Origin of the sequence: Streptomyces coelicoflavus (assembly GCF_045041415.1) — a bacterium.
Classification (GTDB): domain Bacteria; phylum Actinomycetota; class Actinomycetes; order Streptomycetales; family Streptomycetaceae; genus Streptomyces; species Streptomyces coelicoflavus.
Map to the genome: position 1 here is coordinate 4,444,029 of NZ_CP108218.1, position 14,800 is coordinate 4,458,828.

Below are 14,800 nucleotides of genomic sequence, written 5' to 3' on the forward strand. Positions count from 1 at the left end.
GTCCCGATCCGGGCGTATGCGTCAAGCGTGACGGACCGCACGTACATCACTCTTGCGCCGCTTCCCCCTCCTCATGCCAAAATAGGACAAGGAGCCCGGGGAGGGCTCCTTCCGTCCTGCTGTGATGCACTGTGGGCGGAATCTCAGCATTGCACGCTTTGGGGGGTCTGATGTCAGGTCTGGTGACCCCTGAACGTCCTGTGACTGATCGTCACAGAGGCGTGACTGTCCGCTATGGCATGGTCCATCGGCTTCCGTCGCTGATGAACACCTGGGAGGGCAATTCCATCGGTTTGGCCGACGCGGCTGGACAGATGGTGTAGTTGTAGTGCCGAGGACAAGCCGTTCGTCCTATAACCGACTCGACTCGCGTCCGCCATTTCGGGCAACGCGGGTCAAGGTGCAGAATTTAGAGGAATGAACCGAGAAGGTTCGGTTCTCCCGAGGAGGCCGCTCATGACCGCTCGCACCCCTGATGCCGAGCCGCTGCTGACCCCGGCTGAGGTCGCCACCATGTTCCGCGTCGACCCGAAGACGGTCACGCGCTGGGCGAAGGCCGGCAAGCTCACGTCGATCCGCACGCTCGGCGGGCATCGCCGCTACCGCGAAGCCGAGGTCCGCGCCCTGCTCGCGGGCATTCCGCAGCAGCGCAGCGAGGCCTGAACAACTGAATAACCGGGCAGAACGGCAGGTCCCCCAACCTGTCGAGGCGCCTGGAACCACAGCTCCAAGCGACGCCGTCCCTGCCCCAACAGAGGTGCGTCGTTGATCGCGCTGGACTCCGCCGGGTCCAGCGCGATTTTTTTGTGCCCACGTCCACACCGACGCCCACGTCCATGTCCGTGCCCACGCCCACGCCCACGTCCGCGTCCGTGTCCGGTCCTGTGTTGGACGGCGGGGCGGGGGCCGGTTCTGTGAGCGGGCTTGTCGGAGTCTGGGGAGGGGTGTCGGATCGGCTGTGCGAGCACTGCGGAGGTGGTGCAATTGCACATATTAAATTGACCAGTTGTAGGGGAGTCGTAAGTGCCACTGTTTCAAAAACTCATACGGTGACACCCGTCACACGGCGCGGCGGTTGTTGGGTGCGGCATCCGTGCGCTATTGGAGGCCCGGCCGCCAGGAGGTCTGCGACGCAAGGGTGTTGGGGCCCGTGCGCTTCAGGCCGTGGGCGCGCTCCCGTCGTCGACGCCCTCTTGACGGCCCGTAGGAGACTGTGGCGCCGGCGAGTCCAGCGCCAGCCGCAACAGCCGGTGGCAGATCGGGCAGTGGCGTGTCACGTGACCGTAGGACGACGCGGCCGACAGATGCGCGCGGAGCAGGGCCCGCGTCTCGTGCCTGACCGCTGCCGTCATACGCCACCTCCAGGGGCTGCACGGGGGATGTGCCCTGTCTTTGGAGTACCGAGCGAATGTGACGCCGTCAAGGCCGCGAGAGGGGCTCTGAGAGCCGCTGAGGGGGTTCGGCGGTTCCGGTTGGCACCAGGCAACCGCAAAGCAACGAAGAAGCCCCGCACCGAGGGCTCCTGCGGGGCCGCACGAAGACGCCGTGCACGGGTGACTCCTGCGGGGCCGCACGAGGAAGCCCCGCGCCGAGGACTCCTGCGGGCGCACACGAAGAAGCCCCGCGCCGATTGCTCGGTGCGGGGCTCTACTGCGGTCCTGACGGGATTTGCTGCGTCTGATTGCGGCTGCGCCGCGGGCGCGGTCTCCACCTTGACAGGGTGGCGAGTGCGTCGCGGAGGGATGGGAGCGGGGCTGCACGAAGAAGCCCCGCGCCGATTGCTCGGTGCGGGGCTCTACTGCGGTCCTGACGGGATTTGAACCCGCGGCCTCCACCTTGACAGGGTGGCGAGCACTCCAAACTGCTCCACAGGACCAGGTTTCGCGGCGCCTTTTCTGCGTTGCGCTGCGAGAAGAGACTGTACAGGAGGGTGAGCCCGGGGTCGAACTCACCCTTCGTGCGGGCTCCGTCACGGCGCGAGGGCGTCGATGGCCTTCACGATCCGCTTGTCGGAGACGGGGTACGCCGTGCCCAGTGCGTGCGCGAAGTAGCTGACCCGCAGCTCCTCGATCATCCAGCGGACGTCGAGGACCTGCTGCGGCACCGGCCGGCCCTGCGGCATCTGCTCGAGCAGCCACGCGTACTCGTCCCGCATCTCATGGACCTTCTCCATGCGGGAGGTGTCGCGCTGGACCCCGGTCGGCATCTGCTGAAGCCGCCGGTCCGCCGCGACCAGGTAGCGCATCAGGTCCGGCAGCCGCCGGATCCCCGCCGCCGTGACGAAGCCCGGCTTCACCAGCGCGTCCAGCTGCCCCCGCACGTCCTGGAGGTTGGCCAGCAGCGCCGGGCTGCGTACCGCCTTCAGGCGGCGCTCGCACGCCTGCCAGGCCGCCAGCACCTGCTGCACCTGGCCCACCGTGCGGACGGTCGTGTCGACGATCTCCGCGCGGACCTTGTCGTAGAGCTTGCGGTACGACTCCTCGTCCCACGCCGGGCCGCCGAAGTCCGCGATCAGCTTGTCCGCCGCCGCCATGGCGCAGTCGTCGAACAGCGCCTGGATCGAACCGTGCGGGTTCGCGGACAGGCCCAGCTTCTGCTGGTTGGTCAGCTTTTCGGACGCGAACTTCGCCGGGTTGACCGGGATGTTGCGCAGGATCAGCCGGCGCGTGCCCTTCCACATCGCCTGCGCCTGCTCGGCCTCGGTGTCGAAGAGCCGGACGGAGACGGTGTTCGCCTTCGGCCCGTCGTCCACCAGCGCCGGGTACGCCTTCACCGGCTGGCCGGCCCGGCGGGTCTCGAAGACCCGGGTCAGCGTGCCGATCGTCCAGTCCGTCAGCCCGGAGCGCTCCAGGGACTCGCCGCCGCTGCGCTCCGCGGTGGCGGCCGCGGCCTGCGACAGCGCCTTGCGCGCCTTCGGGCGCAGCCGGAGCTTCAGCGCCTCCAGGTCCTTGTCCTCGGCCAGCTTGCGGCGCCGCTCGTCGACGATCCGGAACGTGATCTTCAGATGGTCGGGGACCTTCGCCCAGTCGAAGTCCTCGGCGTCGAAGGGCACCCCCACCATGCGCTTCAGCTCCCGCGCCATGGTCACCGTCAGCGGCTCCTGAAGGGGCACGGCACGGTCGAGGAAGGCCTGGGCGTAGTTCGGCGCGGGCACGTAGTTGCGGCGGACCGGCTTGGGCAGGGAGCGGATCAGCTCCGTGACGACCTGCTCGCGCAGGCCCGGGATCTGCCAGTCGAAGCCCTCGTCCGTCACCTGGTTGAGCACCTGGAGCGGCACGTGCACGGTCACGCCGTCGGCGTCCGCGCCCGGCTCGAACTGGTACGTCACCCGGAACTTCAGCGGCCCCTGCCGCCAGGAGTCCGGGTAGTCGTCCTTGGTGACCGCCCCAGCCCGCTCGTTGATGAGCATCTCGCGCTCGAAGTCGAGGAAGTCGGGCTGCTCGTGCCGCTTGTGCTTCCACCACGAGTCGAAGTGCGCACCGGAGACGACGTGTTCGGGCACCCGCTGGTCGTAGAAGTCGTACAGCGTCTCGTCGTCGACCAGGATGTCCCGGCGCCTGGCCCGGTGCTCCAGCTCCTCGACCTCGGTCAGCAGCCGGCGGTTGTCGGCGAAGAACTTGTGGTGGGTGCGCCAGTCGCCCTCCACCAGGGCGTTGCGGATGAACAGCTCGCGGCTGATCTCCGGATCGATCCGCCCGTAGTTCACCTTGCGCTGCGCCACGATCGGTACGCCGTACAGCGTGACCTTCTCGTACGCCATCACCGCCGCCTGGTCCTTCTCCCAGTGCGGCTCGCTGTAGGTGCGCTTGAGGAGGTGGCCGGCGAGCGGCTCCACCCACTCCGGCTCGATCTTCGCGTTGACGCGGGCCCAGAGCCGGGAGGTCTCCACCAGTTCCGCCGACATCACGAACCGCGGCGGCTTCTTGAACAGCGCCGAGCCGGGGAAGATCGCGAACTTGGCGTTGCGCGCGCCCACGTACTCGTTCTTCGCCGTGCTCCTCCCGCCTTCCCCTCCGGCCTCCTTGACGTCCTTCATGCCGACGTGGGAGAGCAGCCCGGCCAGCAGCGACACGTGCACCCGGTCGTCGGGCGCGGCGTCGTCGGCGTCGTTGAGGTGGATGCCCATCTGCTTGGCGACCGTGCGCAACTGCGTGTAGATGTCCTGCCACTCGCGGATGCGCAGGAAGTTCAGGTACTCCTGCTTGCACATCCGGCGGAAGGACGACGAGCCGCGCTCCTTCTGCTGCTCGCGCACATAGCGCCAGAGGTTCAGGAATGCGAGGAAGTCGCTGGTCTCGTCCTTGAACCGGGCGTGCTGCTGGTCCGCCTGCGCCTGCTTCTCCGCCGGGCGCTCGCGCGGGTCCTGGATGGACAGCGCGGCGGCTATGACCATGACCTCGCGGACACAGCCGTTCTTGTCCGCCTCCAGCACCATCCGGGCCAGCCGCGGGTCGACGGGCAGCTGGGCGAGCTTGCGGCCGGTGTCGGTCAGCCGCTTGCGCACGTCCTTCTGCGCCGGGTCGAGCGCGCCCAGCTCCTGGAGCAGCTGCACGCCGTCGCGGATGTTGCGGTGGTCCGGCGGGTCGATGAACGGGAACTTCTCGATGTCCCCGAGCCCGGCCGCGGTCATCTGGAGGATGACGGAGGCGAGGTTGGTCCGGAGGATCTCCGCGTCCGTGAACTCCGGGCGCGCGGTGAAGTCGTCCTCGGAGTACAGCCGGATGCAGATGCCGTCCGACGTACGGCCGCAGCGGCCCTTGCGCTGGTTGGCGCTGGCCTGCGAGATCGCCTCGATGGGCAGCCGCTGGACCTTGGTGCGGTGGCTGTAGCGGGAGATGCGGGCGAAGCCGGGGTCGATGACGTACTTGATGCCCGGCACGGTGAGGGAGGTCTCGGCGACGTTGGTCGCCAGCACGATCCGGCGCCCGGTGTGCTGCTGGAAGACGCGGTGCTGCTCGGCGTGCGACAGCCGCGCGTACAGCGGCAGCACCTCCGTGCTGTGCCAATTAGCGCCTCCGGCGCGGGTGTACTTCTTCTTCTCCAGCGCGTCCGCCGTGTCCCGGATCTCCCGCTCACCGGAGAGGAAGACGAGGATGTCGCCCTTGCCCTCGCCCATCAGCTCCTCGACGGCGTCGGTGATCGCCGTGATCTGGTCCCGGTCGGCGTCGTCGCCGTCCTCCTCGAGGAGTGGGCGGTAGCGCACCTCCACCGGATACGTCCGCCCGCTGACCTCGACGATCGGCGCATCGCCGAAGTGGCGCGAGAAGCGCTCGGGGTCGATGGTCGCCGAGGTGATGACGACCTTCAGGTCCGGCCGCTTGGGCAGCAGCTGGGCGAGGTAGCCCAGCAGGAAGTCGATGTTGAGGGACCGCTCGTGCGCCTCGTCGATGATGATCGTGTCGTAGGCGCGCAGCTCGCGGTCGGTCTGGATCTCGGCGAGCAGGATGCCGTCCGTCATCAGCTTGATGAAGGTGGACTCCGGGTTCACCTGGTCGGTGAACCGCACCTTCCAGCCGACCGTTTCCCCGAGCGGGGTGTCCAGCTCGTCCGCGACCCGCTCGGCGACGGTGCGCGCGGCGATCCGGCGGGGCTGGGTGTGCCCGATCATGCCGCGGACGCCACGGCCCAGCTCGACGCAGATCTTCGGGATCTGCGTGGTCTTCCCGGACCCCGTCTCACCCGCGACGATCACGACCTGGTGATCACGGATGGCCGCCGCGATCTCGTCCTTCTTCTGGCTGACCGGGAGCTGCTCGGGGTAGCTGACGGCCGGCACCCGCGCCCGGCGTTCACCGATGCGCTGCTCGGCCTTGGCCACCTCCGTCTCGATCTCGGCGAGAACGGCGGCGCGGGCCTCCGGCTTACGGATCTTCCGCGCACCCTCCAGCCTGCGGCCGAGCCGGTGCGCGTCGCGCAGCGACAGCTCGGTCAGCCGGGGGGCGAGGGTGCCGAGGGCGGGGGCAGGATGCGTAGACATACGGGTTCCAGGATCTCATCCTCGGGAAAAACCTGGCGAACGCTTTTGCCGCGGCGCCCGCACAGGCAACGCAGGTAACGCAGGTAACTACAACAAGGCCCCGATCCGAGGATCGGGGCCTTTGCTGTGGCTGGGGCCGGGGTCGAACCGGCGACCTATCGCTTTTCAGGCGATCGCTCGTACCAACTGAGCTACCCAGCCGAGAGGTTTCACGTGAAACCTCAGCGGTCCTGACGGGATTTGAACCCGCGGCCTCCACCTTGACAGGGTGGCGAGCACTCCAAACTGCTCCACAGGACCAAGCTTCGTACGACAGTGTCGCACATGTACCGCGTGCCCCCAACGGGATTCGAACCCGTGCTACCGCCTTGAAAGGGCGGCGTCCTAGGCCGCTAGACGATGAGGGCTATCGGCCCGCCTGGGCGCTTCTCAGCGCGTCGGGGACGTGAGAAGCATATGGGATGGCGGGAGGTATCGCCAAAACGGTTTACGGAGTGCTGGGGGCGGGGCGGCCCGGGGTGGCGGGAGAGGGGCCGTCGGCAGAGGGGGAGGGGCCAGAGGTGGAGGGGGACGGGCCGGTGGGGGAGGACGACGGGGTCGCGCCCGGCTGATTCTCCTTCGGCAGGTGACGGCTGACCTCGGCCGTCGTCAGGCCCAGACCGCCGAGCTTGATCTCGTCCCACGCCTGGAGGCGCCGGGAGTCCCGGTCGAAGTAGAGGATCGACGCCTGGATCGGGTCGGGGTACTTGCCCTCGACCGCGCGCAGGCCGCTGCCGCCGGTGGAGCCCTCGATGCGCAGCCGGGTGCCGTACTTCATGACCTCCATGCCCTCGTGGTGGAGGTGCCCGGCGAGCACCAGCGGCACGTCCCCGTCGACCTCGCGGGCGGCCGACGGCTCGTGGGCGACGGCGACGTCCACGGGGGTGCCTGCCGCGCTCTGGTCGCGCAGGGCGGAGGCGAGCCGGGCGCCGGCCAGTTCCTGGGAGGCCTCGGCGCCGTCCGCCTTGGAGCGGTCGGGGGTGTACTGCGGGTCGCCCATCCCGGCGAAGCGCAGGCCCGCGACGGTCCGGGCGTGGCCGTCGTCCAGGACGTGCACGTTCTTCAGGTGCTTCAGGTACTCCTGGGTGCCGCGCGAGTCGTGGTTGCCGCGGACCCAGACGTAGGGCGCGCCGAGGTCCTCGATCGGGTCCAGGAAGCCGTTCTCCGCGGCGGTGCCGTGATCCATCGTGTCGCCGGAGTCGACGATCACGTTCACCTTGTACTGCTCCACCAGCGAGCCGATGATCTTCCAGCTCGCCGGGTTCAGGTGGATGTCCGACACGTGCAGGACGCGGATCGTGGTCGGGTCGGGCTGGTAGGCGGGGAGCGTCGAGGTGACGTCGTAGAGCTTGGTCACGTTGGTGACGAGGCGGGCCAGTTCCTTCTGGTAGACGTCGAACTCGGTGACGATGCTGCGCGCGTTGCCGACCAGGGAGGGTGCGGAGGAGAGCAGGCCGGAGAACTTCGGCTCCAGGACCGAGTCCGGGTTCCAGGTCGCGTACGCGGTGCCGCCGGAGGCGACCAGGAGGGTGAGTGCCAGTCCGCCCGCGGCGAGCGCGCGCCGGGGGCGTCGGTAGACCGCCAGGCCGAGGGCGGTGGCGCCGGTGACGACGGCGACGCAGGAGCGGACGGCGAGGTCGAGGGTGCCGTGCTCGACGTCCTGGGCGACCTCGTCCTGGAGGCCGGAGAGGCGTTCGGGGTGGTCGACGAGGGCCTGGGCTCGGGCGGGGTCGAGCTGGTCGACGTTGACGTCGAGGCGGACGGGGGCGACGTGGCTGTCGAGCTGGAGGGCGCCCAGGGGTGAGACGTTGATCTTCGTGCCGCCGGCGAGCGACGGGCGCAGGGTCATCGTCGTGTCCATGGGCCCGACCGGGACCCGGACGTTGCCGACGACCAGCAGTCCCAGCCAGGCGCCGAGCAGGACGACGGCGACGAGGCCGGCGGCGCGGGCCCAGGGGCGGGGGCGGGCGGCCAGTTCCGGGGTCGCGGACATGCGGCGGCCGCGGTGGTCGCGGCGATCGCGGTGGTCGCGGTAGCGGCGGGTGAGGGCGCGCGGGAGGGTGCGGATGGGGTTCATCACCTCGGCCAGGGCGTGCAGGGCTGCGACGGGGACGCGGACCATTGGTCCCGTATGCCCGTGGCCCGTCGCGGATATGCGGGTCGTATCCCACGGTCGTACCCGACAATGGGCCTGTGCTGGAGATGACGCGCGAGGAGTTCGAGGAACTGGTCGCCGAGGCCCTGGACCGGATCCCGCCGGAGTTGACGCGGCTGATGGACAACGTCGCGGTGTTCGTCGAGGACGAACCGCCGGCGGACGATCCGGAGCTGCTCGGGCTGTACGAGGGGACGCCGCTGACGGAACGCGGGGAGTGGTACGCGGGCGTGCTGCCGGACCGGATCACGATCTACCGGGGTCCCACCCTGCGGTACTGCGAGACCCGTGAAGACGTCGTCGCGGAGACGGAGGTGACGGTCGTTCACGAGATCGCCCACCACTTCGGGATCGACGACGCGCGACTGCACTCCCTCGGGTACGGGTGACGCGGGCGGCTGACGCGGGGGGCCCGTCCTCGGGTACGGGTGACGCGCTCGGGTCAAGTACGCCTCGCCGGACGCGTGTCCTCTTGTGGGTGACGGGAGTTGGGCACGGCGACTCCTTGACCCCCGGAGGTGGCCGCCCGTGCGCCCCTTGTTCGTACCCGTCCGTCTGGCCGCCACGGCCCTGGCCGTCGCCGCCGCCGCCGGCTGCATGAGCGTCGGCGACGACGAGCCCGGCGGGAGCGTCGGGCCGTCGCACTCCGCCGGGGAGCGGGGCGGCGAGGTGCCGGAGGGCGGCCCCGCGGTCTCCGGCGGGAACGCCGGGTACGACGCGGCCGCCGACGGGAAGCACGGCAAGGGCGAGAAGGCCAAGGGCAAGGGGAAGGACGCGGACGAGGGCGACGACAAGGGCGAGGGGAAGGGCGGCGAGGAGGGCGAGGGGAAGGACACGTCCGCCTCGCTGCCCCCGGCCGCACGCCCGACCGGGGAGCAGCCGCCGAACGGCGGGGACCACGACCCTGGGCCGACCCGGACGCCCCCGGCGGAGCCCACCCGGCCGGCCGAGCCGGAGCCGACGCCTCCGGAGGAGCCGCCCGCCTCCCCGACGCCGGAACCGACGGTGGCCGAGCCGTCCTCGTCGGCGCACGAGCCGCCGGGGACCCAACTCGAGCAACGGGAACCGGCGCCGGCGGCGGGCGCGCCGGTGTAGGACGGGCGGCTGGCCGGGCGGTGACAGGCCGCTGAGCTGGGCATGTGCTGCCGGTTTGCCTTCGGGGGTGGAGGGTGCGTATGGTGGTAGATCGTTTGATCCCATTTGCCCGGCGCCACCGCAGAGCGCGCCGTGTGGCGCGTACTCTCCCCTTGCCGTGGTGGACCGCATCGAGGCGGTCGTATTGCGAATCGCGATTCACGGAGTTGACGGGCGCGTGCCGACGAGAGACTCCGGAAGGTTTCGCATTCGCATGTCCATGACCAGTACTGACCACGTCGTCGTGCCCGGAAACGCCGAGGGCGCCGAGGCGCCGGAGGCCGTCGAGGCCGTGGCCGCCTCCGCGGTCACCGAGTCCCCGGAGGCCGTCGAGGCTCCCGAGGCGGCTCCCGAGCCCACGTTCGCCGACCTCGGTCTGCCCGAGGGCGTCGTCCGCAAGCTCGCGCAGAACGGCGTGACCACCCCCTTCCCGATCCAGGCCGCGACCATCCCGGACGCCCTGGCCGGCAAGGACATCCTCGGCCGTGGCCGCACCGGCTCCGGCAAGACCCTCTCCTTCGGTCTGCCGACCCTGGCCACGCTGGCCGGCGGCCGCACCGAGAAGCACAAGCCCCGCGCCGTCATCCTCACCCCGACCCGCGAGCTGGCCATGCAGGTCGCCGACGCGCTCCAGCCGTACGGCGACGTCATGGGCCTGAAGATGAAGGTCGTCTGCGGCGGCACCTCGATGGGCAACCAGATCTACGCCCTCGAGCGCGGCGTCGACATCCTGGTCGCCACCCCGGGCCGCCTGCGCGACATCATCAACCGCGGCGCCTGCTCCCTGGAGAACGTGCAGATCGCGGTCCTCGACGAGGCCGACCAGATGTCCGACCTGGGCTTCCTGCCCGAGGTCACCGAGCTGCTCGACCAGGTCCCGGCCGGCGGCCAGCGGATGCTGTTCTCCGCCACCATGGAGAACGAGATCAAGACCCTCGTCGACCGGTACCTGAAGGACCCGGCCCTCCACGAGGTGGACGCCGCCCAGGGCGCGGTGACGACCATGTCGCACCACATCCTGGTCGTGAAGCCCAAGGACAAGGCGCCGGTCACCGCGGCCATCGCCTCCCGCAAGGGCCGCACCATCATCTTCGTCCGCACCCAGCTGGGCGCCGACCGGGTCGCCGAGCAGCTGCGCGACGCCGGTGCCAAGGCCGACGCGCTGCACGGCGGCATGACCCAGGGCGCGCGCACCCGCACGCTGGCCGACTTCAAGGACGGCTACGTCAACGTCCTGGTCGCCACCGACGTCGCCGCCCGCGGCATCCACGTCGACGGCATCGACCTGGTCCTGAACGTGGACCCGGCCGGCGACCACAAGGACTACCTGCACCGCGCCGGCCGTACGGCGCGCGCGGGCCGCACCGGCACCGTCGTCTCCCTCTCCCTGCCGCACCAGCGCCGCCAGATCTTCCGGCTGATGGAGGACGCGGGCGTCGACGCCACGCGCCACATCATCCAGGGCGGCGCCGCCTTCGACCCCGAGGTCGCCGAGATCACCGGCGCCCGGTCGATGACCGAGGTCCAGGCCGAGTCGGCGGGCAACGCGGCGCAGCAGGCCGAGCGCGAGGTCGGCCAGCTCACCAAGGAGCTGGAGCGGGCCCAGCGCCGCGCCACCGAGCTGCGCGAGGAGGCCGACCGCCTGGTCGCCAGGTCCGCGCGGGAGCGTGGCGAGGACCCGGAGACGGTCCTGGCCGAGGTGGCCGCCGCCACGACCGAGGCCGAGGTCTCGCTGCCCCAGCAGTCCGGTGCCCGGGACGTCGAGAAGACGGAGCGCGCGGAGCGCACCGGCGGCCACGGCCGCGACCGCTTCGCCGACCGGGGCGACCGGGGCGAGCGCTCGTACGACCGGGGCGACCGGGGTGACCGCGGTGGGCGTTCCTTCGAGCGTCGTGACGACCGGGGTGACCGTGGTGGCTTCCGCCGCGACGACCGCCGTGACGACCGCGGTGGGCGTTCCTTCGAGCGTCGTGACGACCGCGGTGACCGCGGTGGCCGCTCGTTCGACCGTCGTGACGACCGGGGTGACCGTGGTGGCTTCCGCCGTGACGACCGCCGTGACGACCGCGGTGGGCGTTCCTTCGAGCGTCGTGACGACCGGGGTGACCGTGGTGGCTTCCGCCGTGACGACCGCCGTGACGACCGCGGTGGGCGTTCCTTCGAGCGTCGTGACGACCGGGGCGACCGTGGTGGCCGTTCCTTCGACCGCCGTGACGACCGGGGCGACCGTGGTGGCCGCTCGTTCGACCGCCGTGACGACCGCGGCGGACACCGTGGCAGCGACCGCCCGTTCAACCGCGACCGCCAGGGCGACCGTCCCGGCTTCCGCTCCGGCGGCCACGACCGTCCGTCCGGCCGCCGCGACGACCACCGCGGTGACCACCGTGGTTCGTCCTTCGGCCGCCGTGACGACAAGCCGCGCTGGAAGCGCAACGGCTGACGCCTGAACAACCGATAAGCGCCGTGGCCTCCGCCCCACCGGGTGGAGGCCACGGCGTTTCGCGTTGCGGTCCGGTTCCGGCCACGAAGTCCACGGAGTGACGCATGTCACGCTCGGCGCAAGGGAATTGCTGGGGGCATGACAGATGACGCCAAGGCGAGTGGACTGTCGGACGAGGAACGGCTGGCCCAGCTCGGCTACACCCAGGTTCTGGCCCGCCGCATGTCGGCGTTCTCCAACTACGCGGTCTCCTTCACGATCATCTCGGTCCTGTCGGGCTGCCTGACCCTCTACCTCTTCGGCATGAACACGGGCGGCCCCGCAGTCATCACCTGGGGCTGGGTCGCCGTCGGCCTGATGACGCTCTTCGTCGGCCTGGCGATGGCCGAGATCTGCTCGGCGTACCCGACCTCGGCGGGCCTGTACTTCTGGGCGCACCGCCTGGCGCCCCCGCGCACGGCGGCGGCCTGGGCGTGGTTCACCGGCTGGTTCAACGTGCTGGGCCAGGTCGCGGTCACCGCCGGCATCGACTTCGGCGCCGCGTCCTTCCTGGGCGCGTACCTGAACCTCCAGTTCGACTTCGAGGTGACCCCGGGCCGCACGATCCTGCTCTTCGCCGCGATCCTGATCCTGCACGGCCTGCTGAACACCTTCGGCGTCCGCATCGTCGGCCTGCTGAACAGCGTGAGCGTGTGGTGGCACGTTCTCGGCGTCGCGGTCATCGTCGGCGCGCTGACCTTCGCGCCGGACCGGCACCAGTCGGCGTCCTTCGTCTTCGGCGAGTTCGTGAACAACACGGGCTGGGGCAGCGGGGTGTACGTCGTCCTCATCGGCCTCCTGATGGCCCAGTACACCTTCACCGGCTACGACGCCTCCGCCCACATGACGGAGGAGACCCACGACGCGTCCACGGCCGGTCCGAAGGGCATCGTCCGCTCCATCTGGACCTCCTGGATCGCCGGCTTCGTCCTCCTGCTCGGCTTCACCTTCGCCATCCAGTCCTACGAGGGCGCCCTGACGTCCCCCACCGGCGCGCCGCCCGCGCAGATCCTCCTCGACGCCCTCGGCGCGACGGCGGGCAAGCTGCTGCTCCTCGTCGTCATCGGGGCCCAGCTCTTCTGCGGCATGGCGTCGGTGACGGCCAACAGCCGCATGATCTACGCCTTCTCCCGGGACGGCGCCCTCCCGTACTCCCACATCTGGCACTCGGTGAACCCGCGCACGCGCACGCCGGTGGCGGCGGTCTGGCTGGCGGCACTGGCCGCACTGGTCCTCGGCCTCCCGTACCTCATCAACGTCACCGCGTACGCCGCCGTGACGTCCATCGCGGTCATCGGCCTCTACATCGCGTACGTCATCCCGACCCTCCTCCGCGTCCGCAAGGGCGCCGCCTTCGAACGCGGGCCGTGGCATCTGGGCCGCTGGTCGCAGGTGATCGGCGTGATCGCGGTGACGTGGGTCGGCGTCATCACGGTCCTGTTCATGCTGCCCCAGGTCTCCCCGGTCACCTGGGAGACCTTCAACTACGCGCCGATCGCCGTCCTGGTCGTCCTGGGTTTCGCGGCCACCTGGTGGCTCGCCTCGGCCCGGCACTGGTTCCTCAACCCCGACCACGAACGCACCCGCGCCCGCGCGGCCTCCCGGGCGAACGCGCCGGAGCCGGTGGACCCGTAGTCCGGCCTGTTCCCGCCGCCCTCCGACGCGGCCGTGACCCCGATACCCGATCGGCGTCCCGGCCGCGGCGGGCTATGCTCGGTGTGGCAACATCACGCAGCACCGCGCGACACACCGCCTGGGCCCTTAGCTCAATTGGCAGAGCAGTGGACTTTTAATCCATTGGTTGTGGGTTCGAGTCCCACAGGGCCTACCCGTTGGACCCCAGTTCTGAGCACGACTGAGCTGGGGTCCTGTCAGTGGCCCCTGCCGCCGTCCGCGGTGGTGTGCACGCCGGTCTCCCGGAATCCACGCAGGAACGTCACACGGGCTGCGCACCGTCTTGCGAAGGCCCCGTTAGCCTGACTGGCCGTTCGATCCCCTGTGTGCATGTGATCAGGCCGCGGCCCGGGCGGGCCGGCGGCACAGCCGAACCAGGAAGACCGGAAGCCAGCAGATGGATTACTGCTCCTCGTGCCGTCGGCATCTCAACGGTGCCCTGGTGTGCCCCGGGTGCGGCGCCTACGCCCCGGACATCGCCCCGCGCGTCACCGTCGGCGACCGTGGCACGGCCCCGCCCTCGGGCCCGGCCCTGGTGAGGACGGACTTCGCGGCGGACGATGCGGACTCGAGCACCGGCTCGGACACGGCCCCGTACGCCCCGGCAGCCGAGGTCGGGGATCTGCCGCCCGCGCGGCAGCAGGGGCGGGCAGCGCGCCGGCGCCAGTTGACCCGCTGGAAGAAGAACAAGCGCCGGGCGGTGATCGCGAGTGCCGTGGCGCTCGTCGGTGGCGGCCTCTCCCTCGCCACGATGGACCGGCAGTCCGGCGACCGGGCGCAGGCGACCACGGCCCCGGACCACCGGAGCATGGGCGGCGCGGACGAAGAGATAGGCGAGCGGGACCGCCCGGTGCCCGCGCCCACCACCCCCGAGGACACCCACAGGTCGTCCCGCACCCCCGCCCAGCCGTACGAGCAGCGGTACGAGCAGTCGCAGTCGCAGTCGTCGGCGGCCGGCGCCCCGCGCCGGCAGTCCGTCGCAGAAGCGCCCCGCACGGCGCCCGCCACCCCGCCGCGGACCACCGCGTCCGTCCCGCCGCCCGCGACACCGACGCCCCCGCAGTCGCCGAGCTCCGACACGTCCACCGTGGACACGTCCACCGCCGATTCGGGCTCCGTCGATTCGGGCTCCGGCCGCTCCGACTCGACGGCCGGGCGGGCCCCGGCCCCCTCGACCGCCGGCGGGGCATCGGACACGTCCCCGACACCCCCCGCGCTGATCTCGACCTCGCCGACGGAGGTCTGCCTGCTGGGGCTGTGCCTCGGCTGACCCGGAAGGACGCCGGGGCCGAAGGGGGCACAGAGGAAGGCGGCCCCGCTGCGAAGGCGGCGGGTAGGGTCT

The 14,800-nt window shown here is 70.7% G+C and carries 9 protein-coding genes and 5 tRNA genes; 7 read left to right on the forward strand and 7 right to left on the reverse strand.

Features of this window, described 5'->3' with window-relative positions; all coding sequences use genetic code 11:
• Positions 1-456: 456 nt before the first annotated feature.
• A complete protein-coding gene (gene bldC / locus OHA99_RS19725) occupies positions 457-663 on the forward strand; it encodes a developmental transcriptional regulator BldC (RefSeq protein ID WP_003949541.1) in 207 nt (68 codons plus the stop codon).
• 494 nt (positions 664-1,157) lie between these two features.
• Here the strand turns inward: bldC and OHA99_RS19730 are convergent, their stop codons facing one another.
• From OHA99_RS19730 to OHA99_RS19760, 7 genes are all read right to left on the reverse strand, one after another.
• Positions 1,158-1,352, reverse strand: coding sequence for a DUF6274 family protein (locus OHA99_RS19730; RefSeq protein ID WP_042826498.1), 195 nt, complete (start codon positions 1,350-1,352; stop codon positions 1,158-1,160).
• A 449-nt stretch (positions 1,353-1,801) separates the two neighbouring features.
• Positions 1,802-1,876 (reverse strand) — tRNA-Asp (locus OHA99_RS19735).
• 93 nt (positions 1,877-1,969) lie between these two features.
• The gene (gene hrpA / locus OHA99_RS19740) at positions 1,970-5,977 is read right to left on the reverse strand and encodes an ATP-dependent RNA helicase HrpA (protein WP_153179076.1); all 4,008 of its coding nucleotides are present in this window, start codon (positions 5,975-5,977) and stop codon (positions 1,970-1,972) included.
• Between the two features lie 127 nt (positions 5,978-6,104).
• Positions 6,105-6,178 (reverse strand) — tRNA-Phe (locus tag OHA99_RS19745).
• A gap of 24 nt (positions 6,179-6,202) precedes the next feature.
• Positions 6,203-6,277, reverse strand: a tRNA-Asp gene (locus OHA99_RS19750).
• Between the two features lie 34 nt (positions 6,278-6,311).
• Positions 6,312-6,384: transfer RNA gene (locus tag OHA99_RS19755), tRNA-Glu, on the reverse strand.
• 80 nt (positions 6,385-6,464) lie between these two features.
• Positions 6,465-8,138: a metallophosphoesterase gene (locus OHA99_RS19760; RefSeq protein ID WP_405696984.1), complete on the reverse strand. Its 1,674-nt coding sequence runs from the start codon at positions 8,136-8,138 to the stop codon at positions 6,465-6,467.
• A gap of 71 nt (positions 8,139-8,209) precedes the next feature.
• On the opposite strand from OHA99_RS19760, the gene OHA99_RS19765 reads away from it, so the two are divergent.
• The 6 genes from OHA99_RS19765 (at position 8,210) to OHA99_RS19790 (ending at position 14,728) form a co-directional block, all read left to right on the forward strand.
• The gene (locus tag OHA99_RS19765; RefSeq protein WP_030404836.1) at positions 8,210-8,560 is read left to right on the forward strand and encodes a metallopeptidase family protein; all 351 of its coding nucleotides are present in this window, start codon (positions 8,210-8,212) and stop codon (positions 8,558-8,560) included.
• Between the two features lie 139 nt (positions 8,561-8,699).
• The gene (locus OHA99_RS19770; RefSeq protein ID WP_381499414.1) at positions 8,700-9,266 is read left to right on the forward strand and encodes a hypothetical protein; all 567 of its coding nucleotides are present in this window, start codon (positions 8,700-8,702) and stop codon (positions 9,264-9,266) included.
• Between the two features lie 253 nt (positions 9,267-9,519).
• On the forward strand, positions 9,520-11,745 hold the full coding sequence (locus OHA99_RS19775; RefSeq protein ID WP_405696986.1) for a DEAD/DEAH box helicase: 2,226 nt from the start codon (positions 9,520-9,522) through the stop codon (positions 11,743-11,745).
• Between the two features lie 138 nt (positions 11,746-11,883).
• On the forward strand, positions 11,884-13,419 hold the full coding sequence (locus OHA99_RS19780; RefSeq protein ID WP_087790392.1) for an amino acid permease: 1,536 nt from the start codon (positions 11,884-11,886) through the stop codon (positions 13,417-13,419).
• A gap of 120 nt (positions 13,420-13,539) precedes the next feature.
• Positions 13,540-13,612 (forward strand) — tRNA-Lys (locus OHA99_RS19785).
• Between the two features lie 243 nt (positions 13,613-13,855).
• Positions 13,856-14,728 (forward strand): hypothetical protein, encoded by an 873-nt coding sequence (locus tag OHA99_RS19790; RefSeq protein ID WP_405696990.1) that lies wholly within the window; start codon positions 13,856-13,858, stop codon positions 14,726-14,728.
• Positions 14,729-14,800 lie beyond the last annotated feature (72 nt).

Bases quoted from the DNA above. Each gene is read 5' to 3' on its own strand.
- bldC (WP_003949541.1), top strand. From the start codon at position 457: ATGACCGCTCGCACCCCTGATGCCGAGCCGCTGCTGACCCCGGCTGAG.
- OHA99_RS19775 (WP_405696986.1), top strand. From the start codon at position 9,520: ATGTCCATGACCAGTACTGACCACGTCGTCGTGCCCGGAAACGCCGAG.
- OHA99_RS19730 (WP_042826498.1), bottom strand. From the start codon at position 1,352: ATGACGGCAGCGGTCAGGCACGAGACGCGGGCCCTGCTCCGCGCGCAT.
- hrpA (WP_153179076.1), bottom strand. From the start codon at position 5,977: ATGTCTACGCATCCTGCCCCCGCCCTCGGCACCCTCGCCCCCCGGCTG.
- OHA99_RS19790 (WP_405696990.1), top strand. From the start codon at position 13,856: ATGGATTACTGCTCCTCGTGCCGTCGGCATCTCAACGGTGCCCTGGTG.
- OHA99_RS19760 (WP_405696984.1), bottom strand. From the start codon at position 8,138: ATGGTCCGCGTCCCCGTCGCAGCCCTGCACGCCCTGGCCGAGGTGATG.
- OHA99_RS19780 (WP_087790392.1), top strand. From the start codon at position 11,884: ATGACAGATGACGCCAAGGCGAGTGGACTGTCGGACGAGGAACGGCTG.